General features: G+C 59.4%; 20 protein-coding genes. 11 read left to right on the top strand and 9 right to left on the bottom strand.

Annotated elements, in window-relative coordinates:
- Positions 1-8: 8 nt before the first annotated feature.
- Positions 9-1,550 carry a phytoene desaturase family protein gene (locus OOF89_RS11880; RefSeq protein ID WP_328517177.1) on the bottom strand — a complete coding sequence of 514 codons (1,542 nt, stop codon included), beginning with the start codon at positions 1,548-1,550 and terminating at the stop codon, positions 9-11.
- 303 nt (positions 1,551-1,853) lie between these two features.
- Between OOF89_RS11880 and OOF89_RS11875 the strand changes: the two genes are divergently transcribed.
- A complete protein-coding gene (locus OOF89_RS11875; RefSeq protein WP_266076389.1) occupies positions 1,854-2,162 on the top strand; it encodes a hypothetical protein in 309 nt (102 codons plus the stop codon).
- 31 nt (positions 2,163-2,193) lie between these two features.
- On the opposite strand, the gene OOF89_RS11870 is transcribed toward OOF89_RS11875, so the two are convergent.
- On the bottom strand, positions 2,194-3,444 hold the full coding sequence (locus OOF89_RS11870; protein WP_266076387.1) for a heme ABC transporter ATP-binding protein: 1,251 nt from the start codon (positions 3,442-3,444) through the stop codon (positions 2,194-2,196).
- A complete protein-coding gene (gene btuC, locus OOF89_RS11865; RefSeq protein WP_266076384.1) occupies positions 3,441-4,550 on the bottom strand; it encodes a vitamin B12 ABC transporter permease BtuC in 1,110 nt (369 codons plus the stop codon). Before btuC ends, OOF89_RS11870 begins: the two co-directional genes overlap by 4 nt.
- A 63-nt stretch (positions 4,551-4,613) precedes the next feature.
- Here btuC and OOF89_RS11860 point away from each other — a divergent pair, with 63 nt between their 5' ends.
- From OOF89_RS11860 to OOF89_RS11850, 3 genes are read left to right on the top strand one after another with little or no spacing between them, the layout of a single operon-like run.
- Positions 4,614-5,690 (top strand): PGF-CTERM-anchored ABC transporter substrate-binding protein, encoded by a 1,077-nt coding sequence (locus OOF89_RS11860; protein WP_266076382.1) that lies wholly within the window; start codon positions 4,614-4,616, stop codon positions 5,688-5,690.
- 40 nt (positions 5,691-5,730) lie between these two features.
- Entirely contained in the window at positions 5,731-6,012 is a 282-nt protein-coding gene (gene srp19 / locus OOF89_RS11855; RefSeq protein WP_266076379.1) for a signal recognition particle subunit SRP19, read from the top strand.
- Complete coding sequence (locus OOF89_RS11850) at positions 6,012-6,239, top strand: H/ACA ribonucleoprotein complex subunit GAR1 (RefSeq protein ID WP_266076378.1); 228 nt, start codon at positions 6,012-6,014, stop codon at positions 6,237-6,239. Before srp19 ends, OOF89_RS11850 begins: the two co-directional genes overlap by 1 nt.
- 124 nt (positions 6,240-6,363) lie before the next feature.
- Here OOF89_RS11850 and OOF89_RS11845 read toward each other — a convergent pair whose 3' ends face one another.
- The 4 genes from OOF89_RS11845 to OOF89_RS11830 form a co-directional block, all read right to left on the bottom strand.
- Positions 6,364-6,666 carry a hypothetical protein gene (locus OOF89_RS11845; RefSeq protein ID WP_266076376.1) on the bottom strand — a complete coding sequence of 101 codons (303 nt, stop codon included), beginning with the start codon at positions 6,664-6,666 and terminating at the stop codon, positions 6,364-6,366.
- Positions 6,667-6,706: 40 nt separating this feature from the next.
- On the bottom strand, positions 6,707-7,687 hold the full coding sequence (gene fen / locus OOF89_RS11840) for a flap endonuclease-1 (RefSeq protein WP_266076373.1): 981 nt from the start codon (positions 7,685-7,687) through the stop codon (positions 6,707-6,709).
- 59 nt (positions 7,688-7,746) lie between these two features.
- Complete coding sequence (locus OOF89_RS11835) at positions 7,747-8,754, bottom strand: DsbA family protein (protein WP_266076371.1); 1,008 nt, start codon at positions 8,752-8,754, stop codon at positions 7,747-7,749.
- 86 nt (positions 8,755-8,840) lie between these two features.
- A complete protein-coding gene (locus OOF89_RS11830; protein WP_266079779.1) occupies positions 8,841-9,356 on the bottom strand; it encodes a GNAT family N-acetyltransferase in 516 nt (171 codons plus the stop codon).
- 79 nt (positions 9,357-9,435) lie between these two features.
- Here OOF89_RS11830 and OOF89_RS11825 point away from each other — a divergent pair, with 79 nt between their 5' ends.
- Positions 9,436-10,044, top strand: a complete 609-nt coding sequence (locus tag OOF89_RS11825) for a class I SAM-dependent methyltransferase (RefSeq protein ID WP_266076369.1) — start codon at positions 9,436-9,438, stop codon at positions 10,042-10,044.
- 23 nt (positions 10,045-10,067) lie between these two features.
- On the top strand, positions 10,068-10,481 hold the full coding sequence (locus OOF89_RS11820; protein WP_266076367.1) for a DUF3054 domain-containing protein: 414 nt from the start codon (positions 10,068-10,070) through the stop codon (positions 10,479-10,481).
- Here the strand turns inward: OOF89_RS11820 and OOF89_RS11815 are convergent.
- Entirely contained in the window at positions 10,471-11,112 is a 642-nt protein-coding gene (locus tag OOF89_RS11815) for an SdpI family protein (protein WP_266076364.1), read from the bottom strand. The genes OOF89_RS11820 and OOF89_RS11815 overlap by 11 nt on opposite strands.
- Positions 11,113-11,505: 393 nt before the next feature.
- On the opposite strand from OOF89_RS11815, the gene OOF89_RS11810 reads away from it, so the two are divergent.
- The 5 genes from OOF89_RS11810 to OOF89_RS11790 all read left to right on the top strand — a co-directional run bounded on the left by OOF89_RS11810 (position 11,506) and on the right by OOF89_RS11790 (position 15,843).
- On the top strand, positions 11,506-11,721 hold the full coding sequence (locus OOF89_RS11810) for a hypothetical protein (RefSeq protein ID WP_266076362.1): 216 nt from the start codon (positions 11,506-11,508) through the stop codon (positions 11,719-11,721).
- A gap of 94 nt (positions 11,722-11,815) precedes the next feature.
- The gene (locus OOF89_RS11805; protein WP_266076360.1) at positions 11,816-12,814 is read left to right on the top strand and encodes an ornithine cyclodeaminase family protein; all 999 of its coding nucleotides are present in this window, start codon (positions 11,816-11,818) and stop codon (positions 12,812-12,814) included.
- A 236-nt stretch (positions 12,815-13,050) separates the two neighbouring features.
- On the top strand, positions 13,051-14,103 hold the full coding sequence (locus tag OOF89_RS11800) for a presenilin family intramembrane aspartyl protease PSH (protein WP_266076358.1): 1,053 nt from the start codon (positions 13,051-13,053) through the stop codon (positions 14,101-14,103).
- 99 nt (positions 14,104-14,202) lie between these two features.
- A complete protein-coding gene (locus tag OOF89_RS11795; RefSeq protein ID WP_266076356.1) occupies positions 14,203-15,525 on the top strand; it encodes an ATP-grasp domain-containing protein in 1,323 nt (440 codons plus the stop codon).
- 54 nt (positions 15,526-15,579) lie between these two features.
- Complete coding sequence (locus OOF89_RS11790) at positions 15,580-15,843, top strand: hypothetical protein (protein WP_266076354.1); 264 nt, start codon at positions 15,580-15,582, stop codon at positions 15,841-15,843.
- Here the strand turns inward: OOF89_RS11790 and OOF89_RS11785 are convergent.
- Complete coding sequence (locus OOF89_RS11785) at positions 15,840-16,043, bottom strand: hypothetical protein (protein ID WP_266076352.1); 204 nt, start codon at positions 16,041-16,043, stop codon at positions 15,840-15,842. The genes OOF89_RS11790 and OOF89_RS11785 overlap by 4 nt on opposite strands.
- Positions 16,044-16,063 lie beyond the last annotated feature (20 nt).

Genomic DNA, 16,063 nt, shown 5'->3' with positions numbered 1-16,063 from the left:
CTATCGACTCATTTTCGGATATAGTGGTCTTCTAACACGGCGTCGGCGGTATGTTGTCCACTGATAAGGCACATCGGAACGCCGATGCCCGGCGTCGTGTACGATCCGGTAAAGTACAACCCGTCGACTTTCGGGGAGCGATGTCGAGGTCGCATCGGACCCGTCTGCATAAGCGTGTGCGCAAGTCCGAGGGCGGTTCCCTGCGTACTGTTATATCGCTCGGCGAAATCCGAAACGCAGAACTGTTTCTCGAAGACGATCCTGTCGTGGAGTTCGACGCCCGTGTTTTCGGCGATATCGTCCAAAATCTTTTCCCGATATCCGTCACGGATCGCCGACCCATCCGGCAGTCCGGGTGCGATCGGGACGAGAACGAACAGGTTGCTATGTCCCTCCGGAGCCACGCTGTCGTCGGTTTTGCTGGGAACACAGAGGTAGTACGCGGGATCGTCGGGCCACGCCGAATCCTCGAAAATCTGCTCGAAGTGGTCGTTCCAGTGCGGTGGGAGGACGAGCGTGTGGTGGGCGAGTTCCTCGACAGCACCCTCGACGCCGAGATACAGCAGGAATGCGGACGGTGCGTAGGTCCGCGACTCCCAGTAGTCGGCGTCGTATTTGCGTGCTTCCGGCGGGAGCAGGTCCTGTTCGGTGTGGGCGTAGTCGGCGTCGCTCACGACGAGGTCTGCGGCCATCGACTCGGAACCACCGTGAACGAGGAAATCGCCCTCGTGTCCCGTGATATCCGTCACCTCGTACTCCGTGACGTATTCGACGCCCAACTCCGAACCGAGTTCGACGATGCCATCCACGACGCCGCCCAACCCGCCGTCGGGGTAGTACACACCGAGATTGAAATCGACGTGGCTCATCAGGTTGTAAATGGCTGGCGTGTTGTTCGGCGATCCGCCCAAGAAGACCAGCGTGTACTGCATTATCTGCTGCAGTTTCGGGTGATCGAAAAAGCCCTCGACGTGGTCTTGCATCGACCCGAGGAGGTTCAATCCACGAGCGTTTTTCGCCACATCCCACGAGACGTAATCCCGAAACCGGGTGCGATCCGTGTAGACGAAATGTTCCATCCCGACGCCGTAGTTCTGTTCCGCACGGTCGAGATATCGCTGGAGTTCCTCGCCCGCCCCCGGTTCGTAGGACTCGAACAGTTCCTTGTTTCGATCGAGGTCCGGGAGGATATCGACCTCGTCTCCGTCCTTGAAAAAGATGCGATAATGCGGGTCGAGTCGCTGGAGTTCGTAGTAATCGCTCGGCGTCCGGTCGAAGTGGCTGAAAAACCGCTCGAACACGTCGGGCATGAGGTACCACGACGGCCCCATATCGAAGCGAAATCCGTCCGCTTCCAGCCGACTCGCGCGGCCGCCGAGTTGTTCGTTTTTCTCCACGACCGTTACAGAAGCACCGGCGTCGGCGAGATAGCAAGCCGTTGAGAGACCGCCAAATCCGCTGCCGACAACGACAACCTCCGCCTGATTCATACAGGATGTCAGGGCGCGAACCTGATAAAAACGTCTCCCCGACCTGTAGGGTTTTGTCACTGGATAAGGCTCCCTCCGCCACGATTTAGCTGGCGTATAACAAAGGGGACGTGGGGTCACTGTTTAGATGCGCCTGCCTGACTCGGGCGCGCAAGCGTGCTAGTGTGAGCGTCGTATTCCGGCGGTGCCGGAGGCTCTGGCGGAAGGTTGGCCTCCTTCCAAAGTGTCACCAACCCTCCCACGAAAGTTCTCATCCCGGGGTACTTTACTCCCGCACTGCACATCTTTACCTCGGAAAATACGTGTCATTCGGTAGAATTATATCGACACGCGACAGGTTCACACTCGAGAGGGGCTAACATCGTGGAAGTCGTCGTATTCTCGTTACTGCTCGGTGTTGTCCTCATTTCGTTCCTCATCGTGCTCTCGCTGTACGTCGTTTGGTCTCGAATCGTCGGTCTCGACCCGACCGTCGCACAGCGATTCGTCTCCCTGACGAAGATCAAACGGTTCGTCATGGCCCTGATTACAGGTGCAACCCTCGGAACTGGCCTCGTTGTCGCGCCCTCGGTACGTGTGGGTGTCGCAGCCATCGTTATGCTCGCGGCAAGCACCTTTGCCGCGTTGATGCTGTTCGAACTGGTGCAGTATCGGACTACCATCGATTCCTAAAAGCGGTCATCGGTGGCCCGGAAGGGAGTCCCTACGAGTCACTGTCAGCGTCCGACAGCTCGTTCGCGACTACCGAAAGCAGATCGTCCGGTGGAACGACCGGACCGCGTTCACACAGCTCTCGATAGCGTGCGACGGCGGTGTTCCCGGCGTAGTTTCGAGCGTCGAATGGGCGTTCTTCCACGACGATCACCGCGTCCGCTTCGCATGCGACTTCGAGATTTGCTAGGTTCCCTGCTCCGATCTCTACGTCCGCGAGGACTGTTAGGTCGGCATCCTGAACTTTCGATTCGACCGCTTCACGTGCATCGGCACTGATGGGTGCAAACGGTTCTTCGACGATCGTTTCTAATCCGAGCGACCGTGCGGTTTCGAGGTCGGAATCTCCCTCGTTCAGTACGCCGACGGATACCTCATACCCTGCCGCGGAGAGCAAGTAGAGAAGGCGAGAGACGGTTCCTCCTCCACCGATGACGTGAACTTTGCTCGCCCTTCTTTCGCCAACCGTCCGTTCCGGGAGGGCGGTCACGTACGTTGAACCCGTCACAGGGTGGCTGGAAACGACTGCCCGCGCGTCGAACGCCTCGCGAAGGGTCTCCTCCGCAAGTACGTTCGCCGGCGACCCGGACGAGAGCACGGAGCCAGAATCGAGGAGGAGCAGTTCGTCGCAGTAGTGGGCCGCGAGGTTCAAGTCGTGAATCGCGGCGACGACGGTTTTCCCATCGGTGACCAGTTCACGGACGAGTTCGAAGGTACGCACTTGGTGGTTGATGTCGAGGCTGGCGGTCGGTTCGTCCAGCAGGAGAACGGGCGTATCCTGTGTCAGTGCACGAGCGAGCAGGATTCGTTGGCGCTCACCGCCACTGACGGCAGTGATCGGTCGGTCGGCGAAATCAGCGACGTCGGTTCGTTCCATCGCTCGTTCCACCAGCTTCCGTTCGTCTTCACCATCGCCGTTGCCGAATCGGGACCGGTAGGGAGTTCGCCCCATGGCGACGACGTCGTGCACGTCGAAACCGAACGAGAGGGTCGTGTCCTGGGGAACGGTCGCCACTCGCCGACTGGCCGCCTTCGAGGAGAGGTTTGCCATCGTGTCGCCATCGACCTGCACGCGTCCGGTATCGGGCGACAGGACACCGTTCATGACTCGGAGCAGGGTAGTTTTGCCGGCGCCGTTCGGTCCGACGAGGCCGACGAACGTCCCGTCCGAGACGCGAGCATTTACCCCGTCGAGAACCAGTGATTCGCCGAGCGTCACCGATACGTCGTCGATGCGAATCACAACGCGTGCACCTCACGCTTACGGAGCAGATACAGGAAAAACGGTGCGCCGAGGAAGGCGGTGACGATGCCGACCGGGAGCTCAGCCGCACCCGTGGCAGATCTGGCGACCGTGTCGGTTGCGACGAGGAAGACGGCCCCGGCGAGGGCGCTGGTTGGGAGCAAGATTCGGTGGTCCGGTCCGACCAGCAGGCGCATCACGTGGGGAACGACGAGGCCGACGAACCCGATGACTCCTGATACCGCCACTGCGGCGGCAGTGACGATGCTCGCGACTGCGAGGAGGAGGCGCTTGGTTCGCTCGACTTCGACCCCGAGGTTGTGGGCGTCCTCCTCGCCGAGCAGGAGAACGTTGAGTTCCTGCGCAAATAGGGCGAGGACGGAAAAGCTGAGCAGTGCGACCGGCAAAGCGATCCATACCTTTCGCCACGAGGCGTAATGGAGGTGTCCCATAAGCCAGAAAACCGCCTCTCGAAGGCTTTCCCCGCTTTCGAGGAGGAGAAACGAGACGACAGCGCCGAGCAGAGTCTGGACTGCGACCCCAGCGAGGAGGAGTGTCGCGACCGGCGTTCGTCCATCCTGCGTGGCCAGTAGATAGACCCCGAACGCTGCGAGTATTGCGCCGACGAAGGAGAATACGGGAAGTGCGAAGGGGAGAGAAATCGAGAAAGCGATGGTCGCGACCGCTCCGACTGCGGCCCCGGACGAGACGCCGATGATAGAGGGGTCGGCCATCGGATTTCGGAAGAACCCTTGCATGACGACTCCCGCGGTCGCGAGGGCGAATCCAACGACTCCCGCGAGGACGATTCGCGGCATTCTGAGGGTAACGACGATGACTTCCGTGGTTTTGGGGACTGAAAACGAGAACATCGACGTGTACGAAAATTTCGGGAGCGGAACGCCGACGGAGAGCACGCCCGGGACGGAAAGCGTGTGCTCCGCGATCCGGATACCGGTCGGTATCGCCAATTCGTTGAGCAGGGCTTTTGCCACGAGTAATGGGGAGAGTGAAGTCGGCCCAGTTGCGGCGCTACCCAGCACGACGATGATAAGCATCGCCGCTAATCCGCCACACCACGTGGTTACGCGCGTCCCATATCGCATCGATATGCAAGTCTGATTGCTTTAGGTAAATATTTATTGAACACACTCGACGTGCCGACTGTCATGAAACAGCTACTGTTGTCGGCGATGCTCGTCGTCGCAACATTCGTCGGTGGTATCGCGATCGGGCCAGTGGGCGTTGCAGGGGCACAGGGAACCTGCTCGTTCCCGGTGACGAAAACCGATGCCACGGGGACTGACGTAACGATCGAAACGGAACCGCAGCGAATCGTCACCCTCTCGCCGAGCGCGGCACAGACGATGTGGGAAATCGGCGGGAAAGAAAAAGTCGTCGCGACGACGAAGTTTTCGGCCTATCTCGACGGCGCAAGCGGGACGGCGAACGTTTCCGGTTCCGGGATGACTACGGTCGTCCCCGAGAAAGTCGTCGCGCAGAACCCGGACCTCGTCCTCGCGCCGAACGTCATTCCCGACCAGACCGTCCAAAAATTGCGTGATGCGGGGCTGACGGTGTACAAGTTCCGCGAATCGAAGTCCATCGAGGACATCTACTCGAAAACCGAACAGACCGGGAAACTCACCGGCGAGTGTGAGGGGGCAGCGAAAACTGTTTCGTGGATGAAAGACCGCGTCAACACAGTTCAACAGGCGGTTTCCGGCGAGGACAGCCCGAAAGTGCTGTACGTCATGAGCGGCGGATTCACCGCCGGCAAGGGGACCTTCGTCGACAAAATCATCGAAACGGCAGGCGGGACGAACGTCGCCGCGGAAGCCGGGATTTCCGGGTACAAACAGATCAGTACCGAAGTGGTCGTAAAGCAGAATCCCGATTGGTTCATCGTTTCGGCGGGCGCGTCGGTGCCGAACGATTATAGCGACACACCGGCCGCTAAACACAACCGGACCGTTTCGCTGAACTCGAACTACGTGAGTCAGCCCGCGCCGCGAATCGTTCACCCGATTACGAAATTGGCGAAGACGTTCCACCCGAAGGCGTACGCACAGGCGAATCTGACGACGACAACGACCGAAACGGATGACGGAACGACGACCGAATCGGCGAGCAATACGGCCACCGAAACGACCACGGCGTCCGGCGGCCAGCCCGGATTCGGTGCCGGTATCTCGGTGGTTGCAGGTGCACTCGCGCTTGTCACACTCCTCGCTCGACGCGAGTGACACGAAAAGGCGTTTAACGGGTCGCAACAGAGGGTGGAGTATGGTCGAAAAAGTCATCTGGCCCGCGTATCTCGACGCGGAGTTGACTCGAAAGCAAGGACGGCGGGTGCCGGAAGCATCCGCCGTCGAGGAACCGACGGTGGACGAAATCGCTCGGGCCGTCCAACAGGTCGGCTACGATACCGTCATCGAACGCGACAAAGCCTACTCGCGCGAAGGATGGGAGGAACGCGGCCGCGTCCTCGTCAAGAACGCGGACGACTCCTCGAAGAACGACCTCATTCAGGCCGTCGCCGCATACGTCGCGGCCATGCGAAACTAATGCACCGATTGGGACAGGTCGTCCGGACCGCACAGAACCTCGCCATCGTCCAATCGCCGAGCGAGGAATATCCGGACATCGGAACCATTGTCGTCGATGAGAGCCTCCAGAACGTCGGCAGGGTGGTTGACGTGTTCGGCCCTGTTTCACGGCCCTACGTGGCCGTTTCGCCGGACGATGACACCCGGCTTACGATGCTCGTCGGATCGAAACTCTACGCTCGATAGCGGGGACAAACCCCTCCGACGACCGTGTTCGGAGTCGGCAGAAGGTAGCAACGCACCGACGAACCGTGCGGAACGCGAGCCATACGGATACGAGGCGATCAAACGCTCTCGATGCTATCGAAAGTCACCGACGTGTCGAAACGATTCGTTTCAATCGACCGACCGTCTCGGTCTCCGGTTCCCCATCCGATTCATCGCCATCACCTACTTCGACTCGTTCGACCGGCGGCGTTCGATACTCCGTATAGACGTTCCAATCGGTTTCGTCGTCTTCGCGGACGGTGAACTCCCGAACGCTCTCCTCGGGTCGCCACACCCGCGTTATCTCCCCCTCGACGGTGCCGCCGCTTCCCGGTCCCTTCGGTGCCCATTCGAACTCGACGGTCATTCCCTCCGTCAAATCGTTCGGCGACAGTTCGTCGCTCATGATTCGGCATACCGTCCGGAATCCCGTCAACGTATCGGCCCTACGTCCACTGGTCCAGGCCGGTTTGCGTCACACTTTCTTCGATCCGCTCGAATCCGCGCTCTACCTCGGCGGCGTGGACCTTCCACTCCTCCGTGACGTATTCGTGGGCCGCGTCGATATCGGGGTTCATCTCGGCGTCGAACTCGTACTCGTCGGTCACCTTGGGGTTGAGGAACATCTCCCGGATCCGATCCGCGTACTCGATATATTTGCCACGTTCTTCGAGAACGCCCCACAAGTCCCCATGTTCTTTGACCCCTTTGAGGGCCGTCTTCGGACCGACACCGGAGATCCCCTCGTTGAAGTCGGTTCCACAAAGGATTGCGATATCCACCAACTGTTCCCACGTGATATCGTGTTCTTCCAGCGTGGCATCGAAGTCCATCAGTTCCGGGTTTCCCTTGCTCGTGAGCTTACGGAGCGTGAACGGTGCGCCGAGCAGGAGGGCGTCGTAGTCTTCCGTTCCGGCGTAGTCGACCGCCCCAGTACGAGCCATATGTGCGGCCTGTGCTTCGCCCTCAGCAGGTGCCTCGATGATCGGCACGTCGAGGAGGTCGAGCAGTTCCCGGGTCGTCTCCTGAATCACCGGTGTCAGTCGCTGGGTGTGTGCTTCGAGTCGAGCGACTTCGATAGCGTCACCCGCCTCTTTCGCGTCCTTCAATTGGTCCTCCAATTTCTCGCGTTGTTCACGCCGGCTTTCGATTTCGTCGCTCTTCAGGTCGGTGACGCTCCCATCGAAGACGAAAACGGGTGTCAGATCGTGTTCGAAGAATTTGGGCAGGCCTTGGACGATACCGACGAGGTTTGCCACTTCAGTCCCGTCCTCGGTGGTGTACACTTCGTCGCGGGTCCACTTTACCGTCGTCGTGAGATATCGATAGAGCCAGTTATGTGCGTCAACCGCGACGAGCGAGCCTTCTACCTCGTCGAAGCCGATGTCCTCGAGCGCTGCGAGTTGCCGAAGTGCGGAGTTTCCCATTAGCTGGAGCTACGGGCGGTGGTGGCTTGAAAGTCCCGTCCTCCGTCGAAGCCGTGACCCTATTGCTCCGATGTCGTCGTTGTCGTAGTCGTCGTTTCGGGTGTCGTGTGGGTTCCGTCGCTTGTCGTAGTAGTTCCGTCCGTGGTCGTCGTTGTTTCATCGTCCGTCGTAGTCGTCGTCTCGTCCGTCGTGGTCGTCGTTGTTTCATCGTCCGTCGTAGTCGTCGTCTCGTCCGTCGTGGTCGTCGTCTCCGACCCGTTCCCGAGAGCGGCGTCCAACTGTTCAATCGTCCGCTTTGGTTCTACGGTCGGTGCAGTTACTTTCCCATCGACCACGATGCGAGGGACGGCGGAAATAGGTATCTCGCGAACCCGCTTCATCGTCTTCTCGATCCGTTGCTGATACTTCCCGCTCTCTATCTCCGACCGAATCGTATCGCGGTTTTCGACGCCCGCTTTTTCGGCAATTCGCATGAGCGTCTCCGTCGTTGCCCAGCCATCAACCCCGCTACGGTTTTGGAACATGTATTCGAAGAAATCCCAGTATGATTCGGGGTCGTTATTCCAGACTGCGAGGCCCGCTCGTGCGGCACGTGGTTCGTCGGGGCCGTGGAATCCTTCGCCATCCCGATAGGCAACCGCACGGAATTCGAGCGTCACGTCGCCGGATTTGACGTATTTTTCGACGATGTCACTCATAAACCCGTGCACGAACTCCTTCGTGTGCGGACACTTCCACGCACCGTAGATGGTCGCGGTGACGGGAGCATCGTCGGAACCCATTCTCGCGTAGGTGAATTCGGTCGGGTTGCTCGGAACGCTTACGGACTCGTAAAGTCCTTGTGGGGATTCGATTTCCCCTGGTTCACTCGTTTCTTCCCTGTCCGTCGTCTCCTCGTCGGTATCGATATCGGTCGTAGTCGTTTTTCCGTCGTCTTTCGGCGTTCCATCCGGTCCGGAGGTCCGCTTTGGATCTGACTGCTCGTTCGAAAGCGCCGAGCATCCGGCCGCTCCGGCCGAAAGCCCTGCACCGAGGAGACCGAGTATTGTCCGCCGACTCGTCTTCATAACTGAACGTCATCGGTAACGAACTTCGTTAATCAGGTGTTAATGCGTAAATCGAAGGAAACAAGCGCCGGCAGAATATGTTCCGTTCAGGAGGATGACGGTGGTTTTGCACCTCGCTTTCCCGCCAAAAATGACATTTCATCCGCCGAAAGGTCACGGTCGCGAAACACGTCCAATCCGGACTGATACGTCCCGTCGGTTCGTACTGCCGGGTGTTCCAACACGAGTTCAGCCAGTCCGGTTTCCTCGCCGGTCCAGCCGAACCCGGCCCCGTAGAGCGCTTGATACGCGAACGGGTTGTTCACCGCGATTCGAACACAGCGATACCCCCGGTCGTGAATGCGTTCCGTGGTAAATCGTGCGAGTTCCGAACCGATACCTTCGCCGCGCCGATTCGAGCGAACCGTCACGTACCGGAGCCACATCGTCTCCTCGTCGGTCCGGTCCTCGTTGAAGGCGATCGCGGCAACGAGCCTTCCGTCCTCTCGGGCAACCGATTTCCCCGAGTTCGACATCACGAACTTTCCCGCGTAGCTAAACACCTCGTAATCGAGGCGCAAGGTAGGTTCGTCCTCGGGCCAGCCCAGTATCGCATACTCCATACCGACAATGTGGACGCAACCCACATCCATCCGTCGGGTGCCCGGCGGATTTTACTCGCTGGCGCGCGTTTTCGGACGCATGCGACGACCTCACTCCCGCTCCCTCCCAGATGGGGACGTAGCCTACTTCGACCGTGTTGCACGATTCTACGATATGTTTTCGCCCGATGCCGACGCCGACGTTCTCGGTGAAGGGATAGCACAGGCGGACCGGTCGATCGAGCGTGTCGTGGACGTCGCCGGCGGAACCGGGCGAGCGGTGAGAACGCTCGATTCGGACGAACGAATCGTCCTCGATGCATCCGTCGGAATGCTTACGCAGGCGCGGGGACATGAACTCGACTGCGTTCGCGGAGATGCATCCCGTCTCCCGCTCGATTCGGAGTCGGTGGACGCCGTCGTTATTTCCGATGCCCTCCACCACATCGGCGACGCGAGTGAAACGGTCGCGGAAGTGGTACGCGTACTTCGGCCCGATGGCGTCCTCGTCGTTCGGGAGTTCAATCCGGCGACCATCCGGGGAAAACTTCTCGTTCGAGGGGAACACGCCATCGGCATGAATTCGGCCTTTTTCACGCCAGAAAAACTCTCACGGATGCTTTCAGATGCTGGGCTCGTCCCGCGTGTCCGAAATCGTGGGTTCGACTACACGGTCGCAGGCGTCAAACGCACACCGGGAACGACATAACCCCGGCGTTCCGAGAGAAACGTATGAGCAGTGCCTTCGCCGCCGGGCGCTTCGACCGCTCGCCAGCCACCGCCGGACTCGTCGTCGGAGACCTCGTCGTATTAGTGGGTCTTCTCTGGATGGGGAGCCTCCGGCACAACGCGAATCCGATAAAATCGCCTCTGGCATTCGCGGATACGGTTGCACCGTTTCTCATCGGTTGGATACTGGCATCAGTTCTCGTCGGCGTCTACAGCAAACGAGCACGCCGATCGGTTCGTGACGCGGCACTTTTGGCGGGTGGAACGTGGGTCATCGCGTCGCTCATCGGGGCCGGACTGAGAGCAACGACGGTGTTCCACGGCGACTCACCGCTTTCGTTCGTCCTCGTCGTAATGGGGCTCGGTCTCGTTGCGTTCGTTTTCTGGCGCGGACTCGTCGCAGCGGTCACACCGTGACGCGGCGATATTCCACGTAGGAGTAGACGGTTAGATAGATCGCGATGCCGACGGCGGGGACGACCATGAGATATATCGCGTAGGTTGGAACGAACACGCCGACGATCGCGACGAGTCCAGCGAGTTTGAACAGCGGGCCAGCTCTGCTATGCGTGTTTTTCCACACTTCATCGTTCGAGAGCGTCCATGGAGTTCGGACCCCGACGAACCAGTTGCGCTCGACGCGGTTCATCAGCACGCCGATGAAATAAAACAGGGCGCCGATGGCGGGCGCGAGAACCGTAGTGAAATCGAATCGATACCCGAGGTTCCAGAGGATGACGAACGAATGGACGTACAGCATGAATGCTACGAACAGCACGACGAACAGTGCGTACTGTTTTCGAAACACACTGATGTTCTCATCCAGCGGGTCGATTCGTGGAATTACTGCGAACAGGGCGAGAAGGACCGCGGTCACCGTCGGGAGTAAAAACGCTCCCCACAGTTTTCCCATCGTCCCGTCGGCGTCGCCACTCGTGGTCCAATGGGTCGCCATCCGGTCCGGCATCTGCGGGTAAAAGAAAACACTGACGCCGAACGCGACGGCGACGAGTAAGGCTGCAACGAGATACTGTGTTCGCACCTTCATGGGGAGAGTTTAATCGTTTTTCCTAATAAACCTACGCGGACCATTCACATACTCCTCGGTTTTCCGTTTGGTAGGTCTCGGTGCGAGGGCCCTATTCTTCGAGTGCCCGGCGCGTGATTACTCGTGGATATTTTCTCCCCGACATTCCCGGCATCGAAAATTGAGCTAATAGTTAACATGGAACATTAGTATGAAAATTATCTGTAGTCATATCCGGAATTGCCGCAAAATGCCGAATTTAGGACTTTCAGGCCCCGTATCTGAAGGTAATTTCTATAACTTATGCCAAAGCAACTCGTCAATGAGTCTGAGAATATAGAGTAGATACACAGAACGACTGGCTCTCATATGGGGAAGAGTTATATACCCTCCCCGCATATTCTATAATAGATTATGACTGGGTACTACGACCTCATTCTGGGCCTGATTCCACTCGCACTCGTTGGCGTAACCGGAGCACTCAGCGTTGCTGGACTCGCACTGACGACTGCGATTCCGCTCGGTGCAACCGCGGCGGTTCTCCTCATCGGCCATGCGCTGTTCATCAACGGACCTGTCGACGACACCCCTGCCGCCCAGACGTCCACTCCAGTCAATTCCGCGGACTGATCTTTTCCCTCTCCCTTCCCTTTTCCGTACTCACTTTCCCGTCACGTTCTCCCGTTCCTCAACGGTTTTGTCACTGGCTGTTCTCTTGCCAGCCATGACAGATGCGCTGTTTCTGACGAGCGACGACGTTGCAGGACTGGCAACGCCGGAAGAGTACGTCGATGCTGTCCGCGAAGGATACCGCCAGCGAGGTAGGGGTGCGCCCGCAAAACCACGCACGACGCTCCCGAACGATGACCCCGCCGGAATGCTGACTGGATATTCCGCGATCCTCCCCGAGACGGGTGCGATGGGCGGGTACATGTACTCCGCCGGGTTCGGTGCGGAGGATGCGTGGTTCATGACACCCTTGTTCGACGTCGACAGCGGCGCACCCATCGCACTTATCGACGGCGCGAGCATGAATCCGTTCAAAACGGGTGCGACCGGTGCGGTCGGCGTGGATACACTCGCTCGGAAAGACGCGACGAAACTCGCCATCATCGGAAGCGGCGCACAGGCACGTGGACAGCTGAAGGCCGTGACGTCCGTCCGCGACATCGAAACGGTCTCGGTCTACTCCCCGACGAAGGAGAGCCGCGAATCGTTCGCCGGGGAGATGAACGAGGGACTCGACGCTTCGGTTGCCGCCGTCGCGAGCAGTGCCGCCGCTGTCGAGGACGCGGAAATCGTGATTACCGCGACGACGGCGAACGAACCGGTGTTCGATGGCGACCTACTCGAAGACGGTGCACACGTTACCGCGATGGGGCAGTACCACCCAAAAAAGCGCGAACTCGATGCGACAACCATCGAGCGTGCGACGTACGTCCCCGACCTGCGCGAGCGAGCGACACAAGACGCCGGGTCGTTCCTCGCCGCGGTCGAAACGGGTGCCGTCACCGACGACCACATCCACGCCGAACTCGGCGAAATCGTCGCGGGTGAAGCCACAGGCCGAGAATCGGAGGACGAAATCACCGTCTTCGACAGTGGCGGAACGGGCATCGAAACTGTTGCGTCCGCGTACCTGCTCTACGAGAAAGCTCGGGAGGAAGGGTTGGGTTCGACGATTTCCCTCTCACCCGCGAGTGAGGCGTTAACCGGGGAATAGCACGTACCGTCATCGGATGCGGAACGAGAATACTCTGAATAGCGTCTCACGCACTCATCGCAATCGGAGGAAGTCACGGCTCCGACCGCCAGTCACAAAACGTGCCGACTCACGGACCAGCGAAAGCGCGATGCAGTCGAACGCACTCATGGGTACCGAATCGGGAAGAAAACACGACACTGCACGGAAATGTCGAACCCAAAACCACAAAGAGGGGTCACTTCATTGCTTCGGCCATGAACAAACGAACGCGAGTGCTATTCGCGTCCGGGTTGACCATCGCCATCTTCCTCGGGGTGCAACTCGGCGCGTTGGCGCTTGTCGAACCGTTCGAATCGGCGGGTTACCAGACGGTCGAAGACCCCTCCGACCCGACCAACAGTCTCGTCTACGTTGGGGTCATCCTCGTCTTCACCGCCGGAATGCTCGCGGTCATCAAACTCGGCGTCGAATGGATTCTTCGAGCGGTCATCATCCTCACGAGCGGCATGCTATCGCTGTACGTGTTTAGCGTCGTTATCCCACCCACGGTCGAGGTGACGGTTGGCGGCGCACCGGTCAACGTCATCGCGTGGGGCGCGGCGGGACTCGTCGCGCTCGCGCTCGCAGTGTATCCCGAGTGGTACGTCATCGACACTGCCGGAGTGGTCATGGGTGCGGGCGCGGCGGGACTGTTCGGCATCAGTTTCGGCCTGCTTCCCGCGATCATACTGCTAGCGGTGCTCGCCATCTACGACGCTATCAGCGTCTACGGCACGGAACATATGCTCACGCTCGCTTCCGGCGTGATGGACCTGAAAATCCCCGTCATCCTCGTCATTCCTATGACGCTCTCATACTCGTTCCTGGAGGACACCGCACAGGCCACCAGCGAGGGTGCGGTGTCGCCAGGTGACGAATCGGACGAGGCCGGTGAATCGAACGAGACTGGCAGATCGGACGAAATCGTGGAGTCAAGCGGAGACGAGGAATCCGGCGAACCCGACGCCGACTCGGGCGACAGGGACGCTTTCTTCATCGGACTCGGTGATGCCGTGATGCCGACCGTGCTCGTCGCCAGTGCAGCCTTCTTCTCGCCCGCCAAACCCCTCGTTTCGGGATTCGCACTGAACCTGCCCGCTCTCACCGCGATGGTCGGGACCCTGGCCGGACTGGTCGTCCTCCTTTGGATGGTTCTCAAAGGTCGTGCACACGCCGGTCTCCCGCTCCTAAACGGCGGTGCAATCGGCGGCTATCTCGTCGGCGCGCTCGCGAGCGGAATTTCACTGGTGCAGGCCATGGGGCTGTAGCCGGAGTCAGGATATCGAACATCGTTCGCTTCCGCGCGCTCCTCTCATACTGAATATACGTGGCGAAAACGACACGCTCGTGCCACCCCTACGGTACGTATGGCAGTCTCACGCGATGGTTCCGTTCGAGTAGGTGTTCTGAGTTTTCACAACAGTAAGGAGACGAAAGCCATCTTGAACGCAATCGAGGCGTTGGGACACACTCCGATCTGGCTTCGAAAGGCAAACACACACGTCGAAATTATCGACGACCAAGCACGCCTCGTTCCGAGCGTCGATGTACTCGTGAACCGTCTTCTGCTGGCGACTATCGACGACCCACTCGAAGAGCTAGAGATCGCCAACATCCTCGCCGGAATCCGTCCGATGCTCAATCACCCCCACAACGTGCTGACTGCGGTACATAAATACGCAACTGCTGTCCGCCTTTCCGACCACGGCGTTCGGACGCCCGACTCGTATTTTGCACTGAGCAGCAGTTCGTTCGCCGCGGGACGTGACCACCTCGAAAATCCATTAGTGATAAAAACCGGCGTTGGAACGCACGGAGAAACGACGTGGAAACTCGACGACACGGGCCACCCCAGTCATCTCGTCGGACGGCGACATACGTTTGTCCAGCGATTTCTCGATCAAAACGACCGGCAGTGGGACGTTCGCGCGTACGTCGTAGACGGCGAGATAGTCGGGATAATGCGTCGCTTGGCGCCCAATGGCGACTGGCGGACAAACGTCGCCCGCGGTGGCGTTCCGGAGGATGCGACCGACGAACTGGCCGACGAAGTCGGCACCGTCGCCCGAGAAGCAACAGTCGCTGTCGGCCTCGATATCGCTGGCGTCGATTTGATGAGGTGGAACGAGGAGTGGTACGTCCTCGAAGTAAACCCAACCGCAGGATTCAGGGGACTCTATCGCGCCACGGGGAGAAGTGCAGCACCCTCTATCGCACGCCTCGCTATCGAGCGGGTCGGCGGGTCGGTCTCGAACGAGCAAGTCGAAACACTCGCCGACACGTTCGACGACTCGGTTCCCCGTTGTAAACCCACCCCTGCGAATTCGAATTCCGACGGTAATCCCCGGACGGTCGGCTACACCGAGCGCGTGTTGGTCAACGGAATGGTGGGGCTCGATTCGGTCGTCGCCAAAGCCGACACCGGGGCAAAACGGACGAGCATCGGAATCGACCTCGCCGCAAAGGTGGGTGCCGGTCCGATCAAAAGCAGTACCACGGTCCGGTCGGGGAGCCAGCAGTCGAGCAAGAAACGTCCCCTGGTGGACGTCGACATCGTCATCGGCGACAGATGGCATCGGACGACCGCAAGCGTCGTCGACCGTAGCCACATGCGATATCAACTCATCATGGGTCGAGACGTACTTTCCGACTATCGCGTCGATTTGAAACGTCGGGCGCTTGAGGAGTGACACGTTCGTTTCCGGCCAACAGACGTTTCTGTTTTCCGGGCACAGGAACGAATCATGCCCGACCCAGATGTCGGTACGGCGACCATCGTCTACGACGCTCCGGATGGAACGACCGAACGCGAAGTCGAAAACGACGATATTGTGTACTTCGACGACCATTGGCTCGTGAAGGTCGGTGAGAACGACGAGGGCGACGATATCGTCCGCCGGATTCCCCGCGAGCGAGTCCACCATGTCGAGCGGTCCATCGACGAACTCGAGAAGAAAGTCGAGGGCGCCATCGAACAGGCCAAAGAACAGTTCGGCTGGTGGAGCTAGTCCCCCGTCGGAGACGAGGTACGGTATCGGAAGCGCACTTTCTCACGACCGGTTTCCACTCCCGAGGTTCGGTGACAACTATTTCCAGCAACGGTCGTACCGCCTTCGCTTCGTGACGACCACCTTTCCCAACCGATTCCCGTCACCCGCTCGCGCTCGTCCCGGTCGTCCATCGTCGGAAGCATGCTTCGACCCATCACGCGCTCCGTTCCTCCGACTT

It is taken from the genome of Haladaptatus caseinilyticus (assembly GCF_026248685.1).
Classification (GTDB): Archaea; Halobacteriota; Halobacteria; order Halobacteriales; family Haladaptataceae; genus Haladaptatus; species Haladaptatus caseinilyticus.
This window is presented reverse-complemented; position numbering and strand designations above follow the sequence as displayed.

Excerpts from the sequence above, each read along its gene's own strand:
- OOF89_RS11860 (WP_266076382.1), top strand. The coding sequence starts at position 4,614 with ATGAAACAGCTACTGTTGTCGGCGATGCTCGTCGTCGCAACATTCGTC.
- OOF89_RS11800 (WP_266076358.1), top strand. The coding sequence starts at position 13,051 with ATGAACAAACGAACGCGAGTGCTATTCGCGTCCGGGTTGACCATCGCC.
- OOF89_RS11820 (WP_266076367.1), top strand. The coding sequence starts at position 10,068 with ATGAGCAGTGCCTTCGCCGCCGGGCGCTTCGACCGCTCGCCAGCCACC.
- OOF89_RS11850 (WP_266076378.1), top strand. The coding sequence starts at position 6,012 with ATGCACCGATTGGGACAGGTCGTCCGGACCGCACAGAACCTCGCCATC.
- OOF89_RS11825 (WP_266076369.1), top strand. The coding sequence starts at position 9,436 with ATGCGACGACCTCACTCCCGCTCCCTCCCAGATGGGGACGTAGCCTAC.
- OOF89_RS11790 (WP_266076354.1), top strand. The coding sequence starts at position 15,580 with ATGCCCGACCCAGATGTCGGTACGGCGACCATCGTCTACGACGCTCCG.
- btuC (WP_266076384.1), bottom strand. The coding sequence starts at position 4,550 with ATGCGATATGGGACGCGCGTAACCACGTGGTGTGGCGGATTAGCGGCG.
- OOF89_RS11810 (WP_266076362.1), top strand. The coding sequence starts at position 11,506 with ATGACTGGGTACTACGACCTCATTCTGGGCCTGATTCCACTCGCACTC.
- fen (WP_266076373.1), bottom strand. The coding sequence starts at position 7,687 with ATGGGAAACTCCGCACTTCGGCAACTCGCAGCGCTCGAGGACATCGGC.
- OOF89_RS11830 (WP_266079779.1), bottom strand. The coding sequence starts at position 9,356 with ATGGAGTATGCGATACTGGGCTGGCCCGAGGACGAACCTACCTTGCGC.
- OOF89_RS11815 (WP_266076364.1), bottom strand. The coding sequence starts at position 11,112 with ATGAAGGTGCGAACACAGTATCTCGTTGCAGCCTTACTCGTCGCCGTC.
- OOF89_RS11845 (WP_266076376.1), bottom strand. The coding sequence starts at position 6,666 with ATGAGCGACGAACTGTCGCCGAACGATTTGACGGAGGGAATGACCGTC.
- OOF89_RS11795 (WP_266076356.1), top strand. The coding sequence starts at position 14,203 with ATGGCAGTCTCACGCGATGGTTCCGTTCGAGTAGGTGTTCTGAGTTTT.
- srp19 (WP_266076379.1), top strand. The coding sequence starts at position 5,731 with ATGGTCGAAAAAGTCATCTGGCCCGCGTATCTCGACGCGGAGTTGACT.
- OOF89_RS11835 (WP_266076371.1), bottom strand. The coding sequence starts at position 8,754 with ATGAAGACGAGTCGGCGGACAATACTCGGTCTCCTCGGTGCAGGGCTT.
- OOF89_RS11805 (WP_266076360.1), top strand. The coding sequence starts at position 11,816 with ATGACAGATGCGCTGTTTCTGACGAGCGACGACGTTGCAGGACTGGCA.